Below are 19,060 nucleotides of genomic sequence, written 5' to 3' on the forward strand. Positions count from 1 at the left end.
ATGCAGCAAGCCGCGTAAACCCTCGGGCAGCAAGGGCGGCGACCAACCGGGTCGGGGTTGCAGCTATCGACCGGTCGGGCCGGGTCAAGGTTCACCCATTCGTGAAGATTAGCTGGCCGGGGAAAAATTTCTCTGGAGAATCACTCGCCCCAGGGCCACGTCAGCCAAACGGTGCTGGCGCAACGCATCAGGAGGGCTATCGTTGCCTGACGCAGTCATACCCCTTTGCCTGAGGACGACGTCATGAACACCAGCGATCTGCTCGAACAACTGCTGCGAGGCCAGGCCTCGGCGGGACAACCAGGTGGCGCGTCGGCCGGCGGGGGAGCGGGTGGGCTTGGCGGGTTGCTCGGCGGTCTGCTGGGCGGCGGCAGTGGCGGCGGTTCTGCTGCCGGAGGGCTGGGTGGCCTGGGCGGGTTGCTTGGCGGATTGCTCGGCGGTGGCGGGGCGCTGGGTGGCGGCACGCAGCGTCGGTCCGGCGGCACCAATTACGCGGCGCTGGCTTCGCTGGGCATGATGGCTTTCCAGGCGTATCAAGCCTGGCAACGCAGCCAGGCGTCCGCCGCGCCGCAGCAAACTCCGCAGACTGCGGATCTGTTGTCCGGCCCGCAAGTCGAAGAACACAGCCACGCCGTTCTGCGTGCATTGATCGCGGCGGCCAAGGCTGACGGGCGGATCGACGAGTCGGAAAAACACCTCATCAGCAGTGAAATCGGCAAGCACACCGATGACCTGAACCTGCAGCAATGGCTCGACGACGAGGTCGCCAAACCACTGGATCCCACCGAAGTGGCGCAGGCGGCGCAGAACGATCCAGCCATGGCCGCCGAGATGTACCTGGCCAGCGTGATGCTGGTGGACGATCAGCAGGACGCCGAGCGCAATTATCTGGATGAACTGGCAGCGGCGTTGCAGATCGACCCCGAGTTGCAGGTTCACCTCGAACAGCAGGCCAAGGGTACGGCCTGACCCTCTCCTCTCAAAGCCTTCGACCGTTCCGTTCAAGCAAGGAGCGAGCCGAAGGCTCCGTCCGTCAGGGCAATTTTCAAGCCGATTGAATTTTTGACGCGCCAAGCCTCTCTGCTTCATTAGAGGCGAGTGACTGAGCGTCCTGCCAATCGATCGAGAATATTGCCATGACTGTCCTGACTCACCTGCAAGCTGCCCCCGCCCCATCGCGTCCGCTCGATTCTCCGGGTGGGTTGCGGCGTATCCATGAAGCACTTTTATCCGAGGAACATCCGCAGCCGCTGGCGTGCGCCTTTCTGGAAGATCACCTGCTGCAAGCCGCGCAGTTGAAGGATGAGCTGCCATCGGACCCCGCGCAGTGGCATGCCTGGGTGGCCGAGCACTGTGCCGATGTCGCCCGGCAATACGCCGACTATCTGCAACAACGCAAGGCTGGAGGCGCGCGGCAGTTCTTCAGTTGCAAGGCTCATGCGCTGTATTTCCTGCAAGCGGTGGCGCCGACCAAACTGGTCGATGGCGCCTGGCTCTACGGCTTGCTCGGACAGTGGCGCGATCCGCGCTTCAGCAGCCTGATCAGCACTTATCTGGAAGAACTGGGCGAGGGCAATCCGGCCCAGAACCACGTCGTGATCTACCGCCAGCTGCTCGCCGAACAGGGCCTCGAGCCGAGCAGTCCCCTGCCCGACGAACGCTATCTGCAAGGCGCGCTGCAATTGGCCCTGGGTGCCGGCGGCATGGATTTTTTGCCGGAGGTGATCGGTTACAACCTTGGCTACGAGCAACTGCCCCTGCACCTGTTGATCAGCAGTTACGAACTCAGTGAACTGGGGATCGATCCTTACTACTTCACTCTGCACGTGACCATCGACAATGCCAGCACCGGTCATGCGCAAAAAGCCGTTCAGGCCGTTCTCGATCTGCTGCCTCTGGAGGCTGATCGCAGCGATTTCCTGCGCCGGGTATCGCTGGGCTATCGGCTCAATGACCTGGGACAGGGCAGTCGCGCAATCATCGAGGGGTTCGATCTGGAGCGCGAACTGTTGGCGATGCTTGAACGCAAGTGTCCGTTCGCTCAACACATGCACTCCGACTATTGCCGCTTCGAAGGCAAGACCGTCAATCAGTGGCTGGCCGATCCGCAGCAGCTGTCCGGGTTCCTGCAGGCCATGCAGGACAAGGGCTGGATCAAGCGCCACGAAGATCCACAGGGCAGCCGCTTCTGGCAATTGATCGATGGCGACGGTGCGGCGATGTTCGGCGTGTTCAGCGCCTATGAAAAACAACTGGTGCACGACTGGATTGCCGGTGACTGGATTTCTGCGGACAAAACCGTCGCGTTCCGCCGCCGCCCCTCAGTCCCCGCGCCGATCGAGGTGCCCGAGCAGGACCCCGATGTGCAACGCCTGAATGCGGCACTGCAAGGGCAGGACGCACACACCAGGTTCGCAACGTTGATCCCCTGGCTCGCGCCGGCCCGGCACGCGCATCCGGCCGGGCTGCTTGCCACTCGCCAATTCATCCAACTCAAATCCGGCCTGCGTTAAGGAAATATTCAATGAATCAGGAAGAACAACTGTCTGCCAACGATCTGGTGCTGCTGCAACTGGGGCGGCGCCTGCAGGCCGACGGCTATCGTTTCATCACCCCGACGCCGCTGACCCATCAACGGGTCAACCAGCGCGACGAAGGGCAGGCCGCCGATTGCCTGCGGGATGTGTTCGGATGGTCGCGCCCGTTCGAACCGGGCCTGCTGTCTGTCGATGAACAGCGACAATTGCAGGACGCCCAGGTGATTGATGCGTTCGACGGACGCTTGAAGAGCCGGGTGCGCTGGTCGAGCCTGGATGACATGCTGTTCGTGCATTCCGGGTTTCCCACGGATGCCGCCGATTCGGTGTTCTTCGGCCCGGATACCTATCGCTTTGCCCAACTGATTCACAGCCATTTGCAGCAGAACTTTGCGCCCATCCACCGTGCGGTGGACATCGGTTGTGGCGCCGGAGTCGGCGCGATCCTGATCGGCCGTGCCCGGCGCGAAGCGCAAGTGCTGGCGGTGGATATCAATCCCGCTGCGCTGCGCCTGACCACGATCAACGCGGCGCTGGCCGAAGTGGCCAACGTCGAGGTGCGCGCCAGTGATGTATTGCAAGGCGTGGACGGTGAATTCGACCTGATCGTCGCCAACCCGCCGTACATGGCCGATCCGGCCGGACGAGCTTACCGCCATGGCGGTGGGACGCTGGGGGCGGGGCTGTCGTTGCGCATCGTCGAACAGGCGCTCAATCACCTGACCCCCGGTGGTTCGCTGCTGCTGTACACCGGCGTGGCGATGGTCGATGGCCGCGATCCTTTCCTCGACACGGTATTGCCACGGCTGGATGAAAAACGGTTCGGCTGGACCTACCGCGAACTCGATCCCGATGTGTTCGGCGAAGAGTTGCTGAATCCCGGCTATCAGCGCGTCGACCGGATTGCCGTGGTCGCGCTGACGGTGACTCGAACAGGTTGAAACAAGGCAGGTGCAGGATGAGCAGGAATCTCGACGACTACAACCGGATGCGTGACTTCTCGGCGACCTCGGAACCGGCAGCCGACCACCGACGGGGCAAGAAGCCCGGCGGTGAGCAGGCTTTGCAATTTTGCATCCAGAAGCATGACGCCTCGCACCTGCATTATGACTTTCGCCTGGAACTCGACGGCGCGCTCAAGAGCTGGGCGGTGCCCAAGGGCCCGTCGCTGGATCCCAAGGTCAAGCGGCTGGCGGTGCACGTCGAGGATCACCCGCTGGATTACGCGACGTTCGAGGGCAGCATTCCCGAAGGGCATTACGGTGCCGGCGATGTGATCGTCTGGGATCGCGGCGTGTGGATTCCGCTGGAAGACCCGGAGAAAGCCTACGCCAGGGGCAAGCTCAAATTCGAACTGCGCGGCGAGAAGCTCGCCGGGGTTTGGAACCTGGTGCGCACCCACATGCCGGGCAAGAAAGAGCAGTGGTTTCTGATCAAGCATCAGGACAGCGCCGCACGCCCGCAAAGCGATTACGACGTGCTGGTCGCCGAGCCCGACAGCGTGCTCAGCGAGCGCACGATCGTCGACAAACCCCGGCTGAGTGCGAAGCAGGTCAAGCCACTGAAAGGCCCGGCGAAAGCACCGCGCAAGCCAGCTTCCGGCAAACTCACTGGCGCCCACAAGGCGAGTATCCCGGCGCAGTTGAAACCTCAACTGGCGACTCTGGTGGAGAGCGCGCCGGAAGGGGATTGGCAATACGAAATCAAGTTCGACGGCTATCGGATCATGGCGCGCGTCGATCAGGATGAGGTGCAGTTGTTCACTCGCAATGGCCATGACTGGACGCACAAATTGCCGAAACAGGCGCAAGCCCTGGCGGCGCTGGGCCTGGAGTCGGCGTGGCTGGATGGTGAGATGGTGGTCGCCGACGCGGACGGCGTACCTGATTTTCAGGCCCTGCAAAACGCGTTCGATTCGGGACGCAGCGAAAACATCGTCTATTACCTGTTTGATCTGCCGTATCTGAACGGTGTCGACCTGCGCGAGGTGCCCGTGGAGGAACGGCGTGCTGCGCTGGCGACGGTGCTGAAAACGCATCGAGACCCGCTGCTGCGTTTTTCCGAAGCGTTCGACGAAACCCCGCAGGCCTTGCTCAACAGCGCCTGCCAGATGCGCATGGAAGGCCTGATCGGTAAACGCCTCGGCTCGTCTTACGTGTCGCGCCGCAGTAGCGACTGGATCAAGCTCAAGTGCAAGCATCGCCAGGAATTCGTGATCGTCGGCTATACCGATCCGAAAGGCGCGCGCAGTTCATTCGGCGCGTTGCTGCTGGGGCTGCATGATCGTGACAGCGGCGAGTTGCGTTACGCCGGAAAGGTCGGCACCGGATTCAATGAAACCACCCTCAAGAGCATCCTCGCGCAGTTGAAACCGTTGCGAGTGAAAAAACCGGCAGTGGCCAACCCGCCCACAGGGTTCGAAGCCAAGGGTGTGCACTGGCTCAAGCCGAGTTTGCTGGCGGAAGTGGCCTTCGCCGAAATGACCCAGGACGGCTCGGTGCGTCACGCCGTTTTTCATGGCTTGCGCGAGGACAAACCGGCCAAGGACATCACCGAGGAGCGCGCCAAACCCATGAAGACTTCAAAGACTGAATCTACCGCGCCGTCGCAATCCGGCCTGGCCGACGGCAAGGTGCGGATCACCCATCCCGACCGAGTGATCGACGCCAGCAGTGGCACCACCAAAATGCAGCTGGCCGAGTATTACGCCAGCGTCGCCGAATGGATTCTGCCGCAGCTCAAGGATCGCCCGGTGGCGCTGGTGCGCGCGCCGGACGGTATCGCCGGTGAGCTGTTCTTCCAGAAGAACGCCGAAAACCTGGCGATCCCCGGCATCCGCACGCTGGACAAGGAACTGACCGGCCAGCCGGTGATGCTGATCAACAACGCCGAAGCCTTGATCGGCGCTGTGCAGATGAGCACGGTCGAACTGCACACCTGGAACGCTACCACCACCGATCTGGACAAGCCCGACCGTTTTGTCCTCGACCTCGACCCGGACCCGGCGCTGCCGTGGAAAAGCATGGTCGAAGCCACGGCGCTGACCCTGACCGTGCTGGATGAGCTGGGCCTCAAGGCGTTTCTCAAGACCAGCGGCGGCAAGGGCATTCATCTGGTGGTGCCGCTGACCCGCAAGCATGGCTGGGACGAGGTCAAGGATTTCAGCCACGCCATCGTCACGCACATGGCGAAATTGTTGCCGGAGCGTTTTTCTGCGGTGTCCGGGCCGAAAAATCGCGTAGGGCGGATCTTCATCGATTACCTGCGCAACGGCCTGGGCGCCACCACCATTTGCGCCTACGCGGCGCGTACCCGTGAAGGGTTGCCGGTGTCGGTGCCGCTGTTTCGGGAGGAGGTCGGCGAGATCAAAGGTGCCGATCAATGGACCGTGCACAACGTTCACGAACGGCTGGCGGACGTGGGCGATGAACCTTGGGCGGACATGAAGAAAACCCGGCAAAGCATCACGGCCGAGATGCGCAAGCGGGTGGGCATGAAGAAATGATCAGGTGTCGCGCAGCAAGTCGTGGGCGTTGAGCAGGTCGAAGGCGACTTGCGGGTTTTTTTCCAGGCCACGGCGGATGGCGGCCGGGATGGTTTTTCGGGTTTTACGGCACAGCCCCGGAAGCTCTTCGACCTCAATCTCGATGCCTCCGCGCACAGTCCGCACTTCACCGAACTTCGGCGCGATCAGCACACGAATCCCGAGCTGATCGAACATCTTGCCTTGCAGACGCTCAAGGTCGGCGAGGTCTTTGAGGTTTTCCAGACGCTCGAGCAGACGCTTTTCTTCTTCGCGGGTCAGCAACAGGATGCGCACATCCGCGCCGGGCGTATCCAGCAGCGGATCACGCCCGCAGATGCACAGACCCGGCGGGCAAGGGGAGCGGAGTGAGGCGGAAATCGTCATGGCCTCCATCATAGAGGCCGTTCGACGGTTTTGCCCATGGTCGTTCGCCAGCCGTCCATCGGCAGGGCGTAACGGTGGCAAGTCCGTCAGCCACCATCATCATCGAACGTGCCGTGGTTACTGCGACAGACCTTCGTACTGAACCAGGATGGCATTGGCCAGCTCTTCATCGCTGGCGTTCAGCCCAGGATTGTCCTGACGCACCTGCTGCAGTACCGATTCCAGGTACACGCCACGGATCGTTCCGCCGCTGGCGACGAATGCCGACAAGTCGTCACGGGCCGGAATCACCATTTTGTGATCCTTGAACGTGGAATACAGCGAGGCGGAAACGCCGGCCGAAGTGGCGACATCCCCCGCATCCACGCGGGCGAAAGCCGAACCGAAAGGCAGGCACAGCATAAGAGACGAAACCAGTAGTAAACGACGCATGACGGTGTTCCTCCAGCAGCGTAAAGCGAAAAGGAAGTACCACATAATGTGAGAGGTGTCGGCGGGCACGGGAGTTCCGTAAGTCGGCTCAGGCGGTAGGGGGCGGAATGAGAACCGTCGCACAGTGCGGCATTTTTACTGGATGTAACGAAACACGCTGAGACGCTCTAACGCAGCGGGTTCATGGAAATAGGCTTAACTGAAGCGTTGAAAGGCGCCGTGTGGCGCAGCCTGGGAGGAAATCACGGTGTCGATCAAACTGCGTTTGGTGTTGCTGATTGCGACCAGCCTGCTGACGGCGCTGATCGTGAGCCTGGTCAGTTATGTGGGCAACCAGCGGATGGCTTCGGCGGTCAGTGATAACGGGGTCAGCATGAGCGCGCTGCGCAACCACATGGAAGCCGACATGATGCACGACGCCCTGCGCGCGGACGTGTATTCGGCGATGCTGGTGGGGCTGGGCAAAAGCACCAGTTCGGCGGACGAGGTGCGCAGTTCGGTCGAAGAGCATGCGGCGCATTTTCGCGAGGTGCTGGGTGAAAACCTCAAGCTGCCGGTCAATCCCACGATCAAGTCCGCGCTCGAGCAGATCAAGCCCAGCCTCGACACCTACATCAGCGCCGGCGAACAGATCGTCGGTCTTGCACTGGAGGATCCGGACAGCGCCCAGCAGCAACTGGGGACCTTCAATACCGCATTCAGCCAGCTCGAAGAACAGATGGCCGCTCTCAGCGAGCTGATCGAAACCAATACCCGGCACACCAGCGAAGGCACCGAGGCGGCGATCCACAATGCCAATATCGCCCTCGGCATTGTCCTGGTCGCCAGTCTGTTGCTGCTGTTGGCTCAGGGCCGGTGGGTGATCCTGAGCATCATGGGGCCGCTGAAATCCGCCAGCCGCATCGCCGAAAGCATCGCCCATGGCAACCTCAGCGAGCCGATCGCCGAACCGTCCGGCAAGGACGAAGCCAGTGCGCTGATCCGCACGCTGGCCACGATGCAGCGCGACCTGCGGGACATGATCGACGTGGTGCGGCGCAACGCCCACGGCGTCAGCGGCATGAGCGAACAATTGAGCCACGGCTGCCATCAGGTGGCCGACAGCAGTCAGCAGCAAAGCACCGCCGCCGGCACCATGGCCGCCGCCGCGAGCCAGATGACCGCGAGCATCGAGGAAATCACCCGTCACGCCGAGCGCGCGCTGAACATGGCCAGCCAGGCCGAGTCATTGGCGAAAAACGGCGGGCAGGTGATCCATCAGGTCGTCAGCGACATGGACGACATCGCCCGTTCCGCCCAGCAATCGGCGCAAGTGATCCGCACCCTCGATCAGGAATCCGAAGGCATCTTCAATATCATTCAGGTGATCAAGAGCATCGCCGACCAGACCAACCTGCTGGCGCTTAACGCCGCCATCGAGGCGGCCCGGGCGGGTGAGCAGGGCAGGGGCTTTGCGGTGGTGGCCGATGAGGTGCGCAGTCTGGCTGCGCGCACCAGCGCCTCGACCCAGGAAATCGCCGCGATGGTCGCGCGCATCCAGAACAGCACCCGCGAGGCCGTCAGCAGCATGGAGGCTGGTGTCGCCCAGGTCGACAAGGGCATGGCGGTCACCGCCGACGTCGAGCGCGCCATCCGCGAAATCCTCGACGCCACCCTGAGCACCACGCAACTGGTCAACGACATCACCCGCACCATCGGCGAACAGAGCCAGGCCAGCAACGAAATTGCCCATCAGGTGGAGATGATCGCGGGCATGTCGGAGGGCAACAGCAAGGTCATCGGCGAGACGGCGAATACCACGGATGAACTGTCGAGTCTGGCGGGGCGGCTGGCGCAGTCGGTGGACCGGTTTCGGTTGTGAGGGGAATGTAAGTATCTGCTCAAGGTGAGATGAGCCAGCGGATCACTGATCCGCTTTTCGCCGTACATTAATGGTCGCCTCAACCTTCAATCTGAAGTTGTACTTCTTGAAGCGGTTCTTCGCATTGAGTTCTGGTTTAACGAAGGGGGACTTTTTGTTGCAGACGTAGGCAATTTTGGGGTGGTGGTTAGCCAGGAATTGCTCGCCGTGTGCATCAATCAAAAATTGAATTGTAGACTCCAATTGTTTGATCCCTTGTCCTTGCCAGCCCCCTCCATCTCGGTCTTTCAACTCAACAAGGTACAGCGCGTCATCAGTCCTCAGCATGCAGTCACATCGATCCCGACCTATTTCCTCAGCGTCTTTGATCACGCATTTGTCAATTGCGGTAAAGACGATCGGTCTTTGGAGCGGGTTCGATACCGTGGCTACCCATTCTTTCGAATTGTCCAAGTCGACATAAGCGAGAGGGTGCTCTTGATCGTCGCGTAGTCCAAATTCGGCATCAGTAAACGGGCCTGTCTGGCAGCGGATATCAAGAAAATTCACCCTTCAAGCTCCTCCTCGATATCGAGGAGTGCGTCAAATAAATCATTGCCTTCTTGCAAGGATCTGTTCAGAAAATTGTCATCGGAAGGAATGCCATCAACCATAGGCAGTTTCGTGATCGATCCAGTTCTTTCATCGGCTTGGTATATCGCCAACTCTTCAGCGTCTAGCAAGGCATGCAAAGGAATAACGGCGGCGAGTTTAGGGAGTAGATCCTTGTGGCGCTTTTTCTGGAGAATGCTGTCTTGCAGGTGCTTGCCTTGTACCGAAATGGTCAGGTAATTCACTACGTATGGGCTGTGGGTTGTCAGCACCAGGCGGTTGGCCCGGCCTTGGTTGAATTGCAGAAGACTCTGCAAAACGCTCCATTGTGACTGGGGATAAAGGTTCTGCTCAGGCTCTTCGACGATGTTGATGAACGCTGACTTGTTGAATCTGGAGGACAGCGTGGAGAGAGCAATGCGCCTTTGTTCTTCTGTCAGCGAATCAATGGCAAAGATCTCTTTAACCTCTTTCCTGAAGCGATCCAGCTCATCGGCGCTCATGGTTTCCTGCCGCTCTTCGCTACGCTCTTGAACCGCGTTGGACAGGTAGTGGCTTACCAGATGCAATGGCACGGCAGACTGAAAGCCACTGGAGGCGTCTGCCAACCTGAGTTTGTAGTCGGACTCACGAATATTGAGGATATCGTTGAGCTTGTCATATTCGAGTTCGGCCTGATTGATAGGCAACAGCAAAGTGCCTTTCATATTGGCTTTGGCTGCATCGAATTCGGTCAGGAATTCCTTGAGAGAATCCGAGGACAGTTTCAGCTCGCGAGGGTGTCTGACATAGGAGATGAAGTTTCGCTCGGCAGGCACGTACATGATCTGAGGCAGATGGTAGCTACCACCTTTTGATTCAGTGATATGTAACAGTCCCCACATGAAAAGAATCGAATACGCCTCGCCCTCGTATTCGATCTCTGTTGCATCGGAGATGTAGTGCTCCAGCCTGTGATATGTCAAAAAAGGTTTGATGAATTTGTTCTTTCTTTCAAACCATTTCTTATCGTAATCACCCCGCACCAACGCCTTCTCTATCCAGGAGAATGTCGAGTAAAGCTTGGCCAGCGTGCTCTTCCCGGAGCCTTGGTTACCCACGAAAACCGTCACGCGTTTGAACTCTATCCAGCCATTGTTCTTCACACCATCGCGGATAGGGCCGAAATGCTTGACGCGTAGTCGGGTCATTGATCACTCCATAGGACGAGCTTGTACGGTTTAGCGATGCAGCATATCAGGGCAGGGGACAAACGGCAGGAGCAAATTGGAGCGAAATGGACAGGTAGGTAAAGTGCTCACCAGGGGAGAGAACTCTGACGAGGTACTCGCCAGAGCCTTCTACTTTAATCAGAACTTGTACGCCTGACGCCCCACCAGCAACCACTTGCCAGACTGCTTCTGCCAGATCTGGAAATTCTCGATTTCCGTCGGCACGACCTCCGTGCCTTTCAGTGCCTGCGCCGAGAAGTGATGGCGTACCAGCGCGGTGTCCCCGGACAGGGTGATGGTCTGGTTCTGCATCTCCAGGGTCTTGAACGCGCTCTTGCCGGTTTCGATATCGGCGATGAAGGCTTTCTTGTCCTGGATCTTGCCGCTGGAGTGGCCGTAGGTGAGGTTGTCGGCGGTCAGGGCGTTCAGTTCGGCGATGTCCTTGTGCAGCATCGCCTGGGTCAGGTGATCGACGGCCTGGGCGACATCCTGTTCCGCCGGGGCGGCGGCGACGTAACCGCTGAAGAGGCAGGCGAGAACGAGCAGCAATCTGGTTTTGTTCATCGGTATTCCTTGTTGTTGTAGGTGATGAGAGCGACCGAAATATTTGTCAGTCGTCGTACAACTTAGCAGGAATTCATCGGTGTAAGAAAGTGCTTGAGGAACCAATCGAAAACTATCCGGTCGCGAACAGACGCGCGGGTTTGCCATGACGTGATATTCTTCGCGCCACTTGTTTTGACCCAATTCAGTCTGGTGCGCTTTTCGGCGGGCCAGGCAGAACCCCTGTCGCTCAAGTAGCTGAAGCCAATAATGATAAGAAGTCAGTTCAGAAGGGACATATAACTGAGGTCGACACTGCCTGTCGGTCTTGTGTGCCCACCCGTCAAAATTGAAGTGTGCCGGAACCCGCGATGCTGGCCTGAGTGTCGCTAAAGAGGGGACCTCATACGTACAACAGCGGCGGGCGGAAGGCGTTTTATCATAGGTGCAACAGATGTTTAAAAAAGTGAACACAGCCTTGCTGGGGCTGGCTTTGGCGATGGGGATGTCTTCCGCCAATGCCGAAGAAGCGAAGAAAGTCGACGTCCTGCTGATCGGCGGCGGCATCATGAGCACCACCCTCGGTGTGTGGATCAATGAGCTGGAACCGACCTGGTCGATGGAAATGGTCGAGCGCCTCGATGGCGTCGCCCTGGAAAGCTCCAACGGCTGGAACAACGCCGGTACCGGTCACTCGGCGCTCGCCGAGTTGAACTACACCCCGGAAGACGACAAGGGCAATGTCACCATCCCGAAAGCCGTCGAGATCAACGAAGCGTTCCAGGTCTCCCGTCAGTTCTGGGCCTGGCAGGTTCGTCAAGGCGTCCTGAAGGACCCTCGTTCGTTCATCAACACCACTCCGCACATGAGCTTCGTGTGGGGCGATGACAACATCAAGTTCCTGAAAAAACGCTACGAAGCCCTGCAAGCGAGCCCGCTGTTCGCCGGCATGCAGTACTCCGAAGACCCGGCTGTGATCAAGAAGTGGGTTCCGCTGATGATGGAAGGGCGTGACCCGAACCAGAAAATCGCGGCCACCTGGAGCCCGCTGGGTACCGACATGAACTTCGGCGAAATCACCCGCCAGTTCGCCGGTTACCTGCAGACCAAGCCTAACTTCAACTTGAAGCTGTCCAGCGAAGTACAGGACATCACCAAGAATGCCGATGGCACCTGGCGCGTCAGCTACAAGAACCTGAAAGACGGCACCAAGACTGAAACCGACGCCAAGTTCGTGTTCATCGGCGCCGGCGGCGGTGCCCTGCACCTGCTGCAGAAGTCCGGTATCGAAGAAGCCAAGGAATACGCTGGCTTCCCGGTAGGCGGCTCGTTCCTGGTGACCGATAACCCGGCCATCGCCGAACAGCACCTGGCCAAGGCCTACGGTAAAGCTTCGGTGGGCGCGCCTCCGATGTCCGTTCCGCACCTGGACACCCGTGTCCTGGACGGCAAGCGCGTCATCCTGTTTGGCCCGTTCGCGACTTTCAGCACCAAGTTCCTGAAAGAAGGTTCGTACCTGGACCTGCTGACCACCACCACCACCCACAACATCTGGCCTATGACCAAGGTCGGCATCAAGGAATACCCGCTGGTCGAGTACCTGGCCGGTCAACTGATGCTGTCGGATGAAGACCGTCTGAACGCGCTGAAGGAATACTTCCCGAACGCCAAAGCCGAAGACTGGCGCCTGTGGCAAGCCGGCCAACGCGTGCAAATCATCAAGCGTGATGAAACCGCTGGCGGCGTGCTGAAACTGGGCACCGAAATCGTTGCTTCGAAAGACGGCTCCATCGCCGGTCTGCTGGGCGCATCGCCAGGCGCATCGACCGCTGCACCGATCATGCTGAGCGTGCTGCAGAAAGTCTTCAAAGACAAAGTCGCTACCCCTGAGTGGCAAGCCAAACTGCACCAGATCGTTCCAAGCTACGGCACCCAGCTGAACAACGATCCAGCCAAAGTGGCTGAAGAGTGGGCTTACACCGCCAAGATCCTGCAACTGCCAACCCCTCCGGTGATTGGCCAGGTTGCAGCTCCAGCGGCGGACGCCTCGGCTGAAAAAGCCCCGGCTCCGAAAGAAAGCGCTGCACGTGACATGGCTCTGTAACTAGACGCCAGACACACGAAGCCCACTGAACCGGCGACGGTCAGTGGGCTTTTTTGTGTCCGGGTTTCAGGCTTTGGCGGCCGCCAGATAAGCTCCCAACCGCCGTCCCATCTCTTCGCCCAACGCCTGCAACCCGCTCAGCGGCCGCACCATCACCTCGAACTCGACGATCTTGCCCTGTTCATCGAAGCGGATCATGTCGATGCCCTTGAGCTCTTTTGAACCCACTTTGGCGCTGAATTCCAGCACCACATTCAGGCCATCGGCTGTCGCCAGTTCACGGTGGTATTTGAAGTCTTCAAACACCTCGAACACGGTATTGAGGATCATCGACACCACCGGCGCGCCTGGATAAGGCGTGTGGGCCATGGGCGAGCGGAACACCGCTTTGGGATCGAGCAATTCGGGCAGGGCCTTGAGGTTGCCGGTGCGGATCATCTCGTGCCAGCGGTTCAGGGATTCGGCGGCTTTGGGGTGCAGGTTCAGGTCGGACATGGTTTCACTCCTGTATTTTTTGTTGTTTTAGGCGCGGCGCCCATGACTCTAGATCAAAGCGGCGCAACGGAAACCCTCTGTACCGATCTGAATATCGACCCATGCGCCAACCCGATCCATCTGATCCGCTTTTTCCTGTCGAATCTGCATCTGTAACCATCTCAGCCACGGGCCCAAAATGGCCCTGCCGTTCGGCCATACGCGACGCGCTTCATTCCGAAGTGCCCGGTGCGCCGGACATTGAGTATTCAGGAGGCCTTCATGGCTAAGATGGCGATTTTCCTCGGCGGCTTTCTTGTGTTGACCATCATGATCGGCGTCCTTGCCACGATTTCTCCGGTCTGACGATCAGCCGTCGAGTTGCGACTTGCAGCGCTCTTCGACGGTTTCGGATGGAACCGGATCAGGGCGCCCCGAACAGCATCGTCCAGTAAACCCCTTCATCACTGCGCGCCTCACTGGCAAACCCGGCGCCGACCTGGGTGAACATCGGGTTCATCAGGTTGGCGCAGTGTCCGGGGCTGGCCAGCCAGCCGGCCATGGCCTTGCCCGGTGAGCTTTGCCCGGCGGCGATGTTTTCGCCGATCTGCCGGCCACGGTAGCCGGCCGCACGGGCGCGATCTGCCGGGCCGTCGCCGTCCGGGTCGCGGTGGGCGAAATAGTTGCCGTAGGCCATGGCCTTGCTGTGGCCCTGGGCGGCGGCGCCGAGGGCCGGGTTCCAGCTCAACGGGCGGGCGGCGGCGAAGCGCTGGCGGCCGCACATGCGCGGTCGGGCGCGGGCGGCGTTGACCTCGGCCAGCAAGGCCTTGCCGACGCTGCGGTTGTCGCCGACGCGACTGTCAAGCACCGGCCGGGCCAGCACCACTTGCCATTCGCTGCGGGCGCGGCTGATGCCGATGTCGGCGTATTGACCGTCGAGCAGCGCGCCGCAGTAATCGTCTTGCAGCATTTCGAACGCCTCTTCGGCGTCCTGCGCGCCGACGATCCGGATGCTGCGCACCGCCACGGCCGCATAACCGAAATCCTTCAATCGTTCGCGCAATCCACCGCCATAGCCATAACCGACCGGCAACGCCAGGTTCGACTTCAGCGTCAGCGGCGCCAGCCGTTGGGCCGGGCGTCGGTCGCATCGTTGCGGATGGGCGCGGTAGTCGTTGATGGCGGCCACCAGTTGCCGCTCGGCGCCGGCGTGGGCAGAGGGAGAAAACAGGGGAGAAAGGATCAACAGGCACAGCGAAACGAAGCGAGACGAACGTACGGCGTGGCGCATGGGACGCAAAGCTCTGAACAAAGACAAGGCTGAAGGAAAGTGAACCGCAGAACGCGGCGCGGGTAGGACTGGCCTTTTTGCACTTGGTTCACGAAGCAGCGCGGGGTTTCATCGGCTGCCGACGAAGTGCTCAGCGATTCAACGCATCCTCAATCCATTGCAGGTATTGCGGCCGTTCGGAAATCGAATTGTGCGTCGCGTTCGCCACCACTTTGAGCGTGGCCACACCGTCGGGAAAACTGTGCAGCAAGCGCTCGGTGCTGGCCCGTGGAATCACCTCGTCGTCGCTCGCCGCCAGCAGCAACGTCGGCACGCGGATGTGCGCCGCGTACTGGCCCGACCGGAAACGATCCTTGAGCAACCACTGCACCGGCACCCACGGGTATTGACGGGCGGCGATTTCCTCGAGGCTGTTGTAAGGCGTGACCAGAATCAACCGTTCCACCGGTCGCTGGCTGGCCAGCCGCACCGCGACGCCGGAACCGAGGCTGCGCCCCAGCAGCGCAATCTGCGGATGACTCGCATACACCTGATCAAACAGCGCCAGCGCATCCTCGGCAATCGCCGCTTCGGAGGGCGAACCGCCGCTGCCGCCAAATCCCCGGTAATGCAGCAAATACAACGAATAGTCAGGAAACGCCTCGGAAAACTCCGGCAGATTGCGCGAAACGTCCTCGGCATTGCCGCCGAAATAGATCAGCGCTCTGGGGCCGGCGCGCTCGCGCACCGTCACGCGGATCTCGGCGTCGGGCATGGCCAGCGTCAACCGTGACTCCGGCGAATCGAGGCTGGCGGGCTGGGGAAAATAGATCAGCGCCCGCTGAAAAACGAACAGCGCCGCGCACAGGATCAGGTACACGGCGACGATCAAAGCGACGAGGGACAACAGGGTTCTGGACATTCGACTAACGTTAACCGGGCGCGCAGGTTGGCTGTCGCAGTGTAGTCCAACGGTTTTGCGGGCTGCATCCAAACACAAGGTGCAACAGATCCACAGGGCAAGGGCGCCAGCATGAACCACACTGAGGGATATTCCCGCCGCCGGTTGCTGACGCTGGCAGCCGGGGTGTCAGCGGTTTTCACCTTTGACCGGGCGCTGGCCGCCATTACGTCGCCGAACGCCACAGGAGCCCAGACCATGCAGACCCGCGCCATCCCTTCGAGCTCCGAGCCACTGCCGTTGGTGGGGTTGGGCACTTATCGCGGTTTCGACGTCGCCCCCGGCGATCCGGTCTACAAACAATTGCCGGCGGTGCTCGGCGAGCTGTTCAAAAAGGGCGGCACGCTGATCGACAGCTCGCCCATGTATGGCCGCGCCGAGGAAACCACTGGCGAACTGCTGTCGATCCACGAACCGCGCTCACCGGCGTTTCTGGCGACCAAGGTCTGGACCCGTGGTCGCGAGGAGGGCATCGCGCAGATGGAACAGTCGTTCAGCCTGCTGCGCACCGAGCGCATCGACCTGATGCAGATCCACAACCTGCTCGACTGGCAAACCCATCTGCCGACCCTGCGCGACTGGAAAGAGCAGGGCCGCATCCGCTACATCGGCATCACCCACTACACGCCGTCGGCGTATGAGGAGGTGGAAGCGGTGCTCAAGGCCGAGCCGCTGGACTTCCTGCAAATCAACTACGCGCTCGATGATCGCGGGGTCGAGAAGCGCATCCTGCCGCTGTGCCGCGAGCGTGGGGTGGCGGTGATCTGCAACCGGCCATTCGGCGGTGGCGACCTGCTCGCGCGGCTCAAAGGTAAACCGCTGCCGGGTTGGGCAGCTCAGGTGGGGGCGAAGAGCTGGCCGCAACTGGCATTGAAATTCCTGCTGGCGCATCCGGCGGTGACTTGTGTGATTCCCGGCACCAGCAACCCGTTGTACATGGCCGACAACGCCGGCGCCGGGTTTGGGTTGATGTTGACCGATGCGCAGCGTCAGCAGTTGATTGCCTTGGTCAGTTAGTCGCCTGGGTCATCCAGATTGTCGATGTGCTTGAAGCGCTCCACCAGAAAATCGATCAGGCTGCGAACCCGTGCCGACAGGTGCAGCTGTTGCGGATACACCGCGTACACATCGGCGCGGGTCGGGGTCTGGTCTTCCAGCACCAGGCGCAAACGGCCGCTGCGCACGTAGCGGGCGATGTCCCATTCAGCACGCAGCAGAATGCCATAGCCTTCCAGGGCCCAATTCAAAGCCACCTCACCATCGTTGCAACCCAGGGCACCGCGCACTTTGATGTTTTGCGTCCGTCCGCCGTCAGTGAAACTCCAGACGCCGTAGGGCGTTTCGTTCTGCCGCAGGAATATACAGTTGTGTTGCGGCAGGTCCGACAGTTTCTGTGGCACCCCGTGTTTCTCCAGATACAGCGGCGAGGCACAGAGCAAGCGGCGGTTGGAGGCGATCTTGCGGGCATGAAATGCCGCGTCGGGCAGGGTGCCGAAACGGATCCCCAGATCAAAGCCGTGGGTCGTCAGATCCAGTGGGTGGTCGCTGATTTCCAGCTGGATTTCCACCTCCGGGTATCGGGCAAAAAACGCCGCCAGGGCCGGACCGATGTAGCGACGACCAAAGCCCAGCGAGGCATTGACCCGGATCAGCCCTTTAGGGGTTGCCCGGCTGGCGCCGATCAACTGCTCGACCTCGTCGATCTGCGTCAGGATCCGCGCCGCATGGGAAAAATACAGTTCGCCTTCTGCCGTGAGACTCATTGAGCGCGTGGTGCGATTGACCAGCCGCACACCCAGACGAGCCTCCAGCGCACTCAGGCGTTTGCTTACGGCTGGAGGCGTCACACCCAATTCCCGAGCCGTGGCGGCCAGGCTGCCTTTGTTGGCCAGCAAATGAAAAAACGACAGATCGAGGGTCTGGCTCATTGGTAACTCAAAGTTATGGATGTAGTGATTTTCTGTAACTCACCGCTTTCTGGTCACTACATATACTCCGATCACACCCCGCCTGACAGCCCTGTCCGGCAGGCAAAACAAAAACGTGAAGAGAGTGGAGTTGACCATGAGTGCATACAAGATTGCAGCGGTTCCGGGTGATGGCATTGGTGTGGAAGTGATTGCCGCCGGCGTCGAAGTACTACAAGCCCTGGCGAAAAAATCCGGTTTTGAACTGGATTTCAAACACTTCGACTGGAACTCCGACAACTACCTGAAAAACGGTCACTACATTCCTGAAGGCGGCTTGCAGGAACTGAAAACCTTCGACGCAATTTTCTTCGGTGCGGTCGGCGCACTCAATGTGCCGGATCACATTTCCCTGTGGGGCCTGCGTCTGCCGATCTGCCAGGGTTTCGATCAATACGCCAACGTGCGTCCGGCCCGCGTGCTGCCGGGGGTGAAAAGTCCGCTGCACAACGGTGAGCAGATCGATTGGGTCGTGGTCCGGGAAAACTCCGAGGGCGAGTATTCCGGCAACGGCGGCCGCGTTCATCGAGGCTTGCCGGAAGAAGTGGCGACCGAAGTGTCGGTGTTCACCCGTGCCGGGGTCGAGCGCATTCATCGTTTCGCCTTCGAACTGGCGCAAAGCCGCCCGCGCAAACATTTGACCATGGTCACCAAATCCAATGCCCAGCGGCACGGCATGGTGCTGTGGGACGAAATCTTCTACGAAGTCGCCAAGGACTTCCCGGACGTGAAGATCGACAAGGAACTGGTCGATGCCGTGACCACTCGCATGGTGCTCAAGCCGGCGACGCTGGACGTGATTGTCGCGACCAACCTGCACGCCGACATTCTGTCTGATCTGGCCGCTGCGTTGTCCGGCAGCCTCGGCATTGCGCCCACGGCCAACCTCAATCCAGGGCGTGATTTCCCTTCGATGTTCGAGCCGATCCACGGCTCGGCGTTTGATATCACCGGCAAAGGCGTGGCCAATCCGATCGCGACGTTCTGGACTGCCGCGATGATGCTTGAGCATCTGGGCGAAAAAACAGCCGCCAAACACCTGATGTCGGCAATCGAGGCAGTCACGGAAAGCGGTCTGCACACTCCGGATCTGGGTGGCACCGCCACGACGCGCCAAGTCACCGACGCGGTGATCGCGCTGATCAACCGCTGATCCCTCTGCAATTCAAATCAGTACTGCGGCACACCGCCGAGGGGCG

17 protein-coding genes and 1 pseudogene are annotated in these 19,060 nt (G+C 60.2%); 9 read left to right on the plus strand and 9 right to left on the minus strand.

What is annotated here, in order from left to right; translation table 11 throughout:
* Positions 1 to 243 precede the first annotated feature (243 nt).
* The 4 genes from ACEN93_RS27775 to ligD all read left to right on the plus strand — a co-directional run bounded on the left by ACEN93_RS27775 (position 244) and on the right by ligD (position 6,042).
* Positions 244 to 969, plus strand: coding sequence for a tellurite resistance TerB family protein (locus ACEN93_RS27775; protein WP_085667829.1), 726 nt, complete (start codon positions 244 to 246; stop codon positions 967 to 969).
* Positions 970 to 1,136: 167 nt separating this feature from the next.
* Positions 1,137 to 2,513, plus strand: a complete 1,377-nt coding sequence (locus ACEN93_RS27780) for an iron-containing redox enzyme family protein (protein WP_495610774.1) — start codon at positions 1,137 to 1,139, stop codon at positions 2,511 to 2,513.
* Positions 2,514 to 2,524: 11 nt separating this feature from the next.
* Positions 2,525 to 3,478, plus strand: a complete 954-nt coding sequence (locus tag ACEN93_RS27785; RefSeq protein ID WP_414881186.1) for a methyltransferase — start codon at positions 2,525 to 2,527, stop codon at positions 3,476 to 3,478.
* 17 nt (positions 3,479 to 3,495) lie between these two features.
* Positions 3,496 to 6,042 carry a DNA ligase D gene (ligD, locus tag ACEN93_RS27790; protein WP_495610775.1) on the plus strand — a complete coding sequence of 849 codons (2,547 nt, stop codon included), beginning with the start codon at positions 3,496 to 3,498 and terminating at the stop codon, positions 6,040 to 6,042.
* On the opposite strand, the gene ACEN93_RS27795 is transcribed toward ligD, so the two are convergent.
* Positions 6,043 to 6,447, minus strand: coding sequence for a hypothetical protein (locus ACEN93_RS27795; RefSeq protein ID WP_495610776.1), 405 nt, complete (start codon positions 6,445 to 6,447; stop codon positions 6,043 to 6,045).
* 117 nt (positions 6,448 to 6,564) lie between these two features.
* Positions 6,565 to 6,879, minus strand: a complete 315-nt coding sequence (locus ACEN93_RS27800; protein ID WP_011333537.1) for a DUF2388 domain-containing protein — start codon at positions 6,877 to 6,879, stop codon at positions 6,565 to 6,567.
* Positions 6,880 to 7,126: 247 nt separating this feature from the next.
* Here ACEN93_RS27800 and ACEN93_RS27805 point away from each other — a divergent pair.
* Together ACEN93_RS27805 and ACEN93_RS27810 are read left to right on the plus strand one after the other, a co-directional pair.
* Positions 7,127 to 7,885 (plus strand): annotated as a pseudogene (locus ACEN93_RS27805) (MCP four helix bundle domain-containing protein); the annotation flags it as partial.
* Positions 7,886 to 8,014: 129 nt separating this feature from the next.
* Positions 8,015 to 8,740, plus strand: a complete 726-nt coding sequence (locus ACEN93_RS27810) for a methyl-accepting chemotaxis protein (RefSeq protein WP_430736791.1) — start codon at positions 8,015 to 8,017, stop codon at positions 8,738 to 8,740.
* 42 nt (positions 8,741 to 8,782) lie between these two features.
* Here the strand turns inward: ACEN93_RS27810 and ACEN93_RS27815 are convergent, their stop codons facing one another.
* From ACEN93_RS27815 to ACEN93_RS27825, 3 genes are all read right to left on the minus strand, one after another.
* Positions 8,783 to 9,289: a hypothetical protein gene (locus tag ACEN93_RS27815; RefSeq protein WP_495610777.1), complete on the minus strand. Its 507-nt coding sequence runs from the start codon at positions 9,287 to 9,289 to the stop codon at positions 8,783 to 8,785.
* Positions 9,286 to 10,521, minus strand: a complete 1,236-nt coding sequence (locus tag ACEN93_RS27820; protein WP_495610778.1) for an AAA family ATPase — start codon at positions 10,519 to 10,521, stop codon at positions 9,286 to 9,288. The genes ACEN93_RS27815 and ACEN93_RS27820 overlap by 4 nt, the downstream gene beginning before the upstream one ends.
* A 159-nt stretch (positions 10,522 to 10,680) precedes the next feature.
* Positions 10,681 to 11,106 (minus strand): nuclear transport factor 2 family protein, encoded by a 426-nt coding sequence (locus tag ACEN93_RS27825; RefSeq protein ID WP_039770952.1) that lies wholly within the window; start codon positions 11,104 to 11,106, stop codon positions 10,681 to 10,683.
* A gap of 433 nt (positions 11,107 to 11,539) precedes the next feature.
* On the opposite strand from ACEN93_RS27825, the gene mqo reads away from it, so the two are divergent.
* Entirely contained in the window at positions 11,540 to 13,189 is a 1,650-nt protein-coding gene (gene mqo / locus ACEN93_RS27830) for a malate dehydrogenase (quinone) (RefSeq protein WP_074687810.1), read from the plus strand.
* Positions 13,190 to 13,255: 66 nt separating this feature from the next.
* On the opposite strand, the gene ACEN93_RS27835 is transcribed toward mqo, so the two are convergent.
* The 3 genes from ACEN93_RS27835 to ACEN93_RS27845 form a co-directional block, all read right to left on the minus strand.
* Positions 13,256 to 13,684 carry a nuclear transport factor 2 family protein gene (locus tag ACEN93_RS27835; RefSeq protein WP_163974653.1) on the minus strand — a complete coding sequence of 143 codons (429 nt, stop codon included), beginning with the start codon at positions 13,682 to 13,684 and terminating at the stop codon, positions 13,256 to 13,258.
* Between the two features lie 403 nt (positions 13,685 to 14,087).
* Positions 14,088 to 14,954 carry a CAP domain-containing protein gene (locus ACEN93_RS27840; RefSeq protein WP_495610779.1) on the minus strand — a complete coding sequence of 289 codons (867 nt, stop codon included), beginning with the start codon at positions 14,952 to 14,954 and terminating at the stop codon, positions 14,088 to 14,090.
* Between the two features lie 130 nt (positions 14,955 to 15,084).
* The gene (locus ACEN93_RS27845; protein WP_495610780.1) at positions 15,085 to 15,855 is read right to left on the minus strand and encodes an alpha/beta hydrolase; all 771 of its coding nucleotides are present in this window, start codon (positions 15,853 to 15,855) and stop codon (positions 15,085 to 15,087) included.
* 111 nt (positions 15,856 to 15,966) lie between these two features.
* Here ACEN93_RS27845 and ACEN93_RS27850 point away from each other — a divergent pair, with 111 nt between their 5' ends.
* Positions 15,967 to 16,911: an aldo/keto reductase gene (locus ACEN93_RS27850; RefSeq protein WP_443526085.1), complete on the plus strand. Its 945-nt coding sequence runs from the start codon at positions 15,967 to 15,969 to the stop codon at positions 16,909 to 16,911.
* On the opposite strand, the gene ACEN93_RS27855 is transcribed toward ACEN93_RS27850, so the two are convergent.
* Complete coding sequence (locus ACEN93_RS27855; protein ID WP_039770944.1) at positions 16,908 to 17,822, minus strand: LysR family transcriptional regulator; 915 nt, start codon at positions 17,820 to 17,822, stop codon at positions 16,908 to 16,910. The two genes, ACEN93_RS27850 and ACEN93_RS27855, sit on opposite strands and share 4 nt — an antisense overlap.
* A 136-nt stretch (positions 17,823 to 17,958) precedes the next feature.
* Between ACEN93_RS27855 and ACEN93_RS27860 the strand changes: the two genes are divergently transcribed.
* A complete protein-coding gene (locus ACEN93_RS27860; RefSeq protein WP_039770942.1) occupies positions 17,959 to 19,014 on the plus strand; it encodes a tartrate dehydrogenase in 1,056 nt (351 codons plus the stop codon).
* Positions 19,015 to 19,060: the final 46 nt, after the last annotated feature.

The organism is Pseudomonas sp. Pseusp21, from assembly GCF_059492145.1.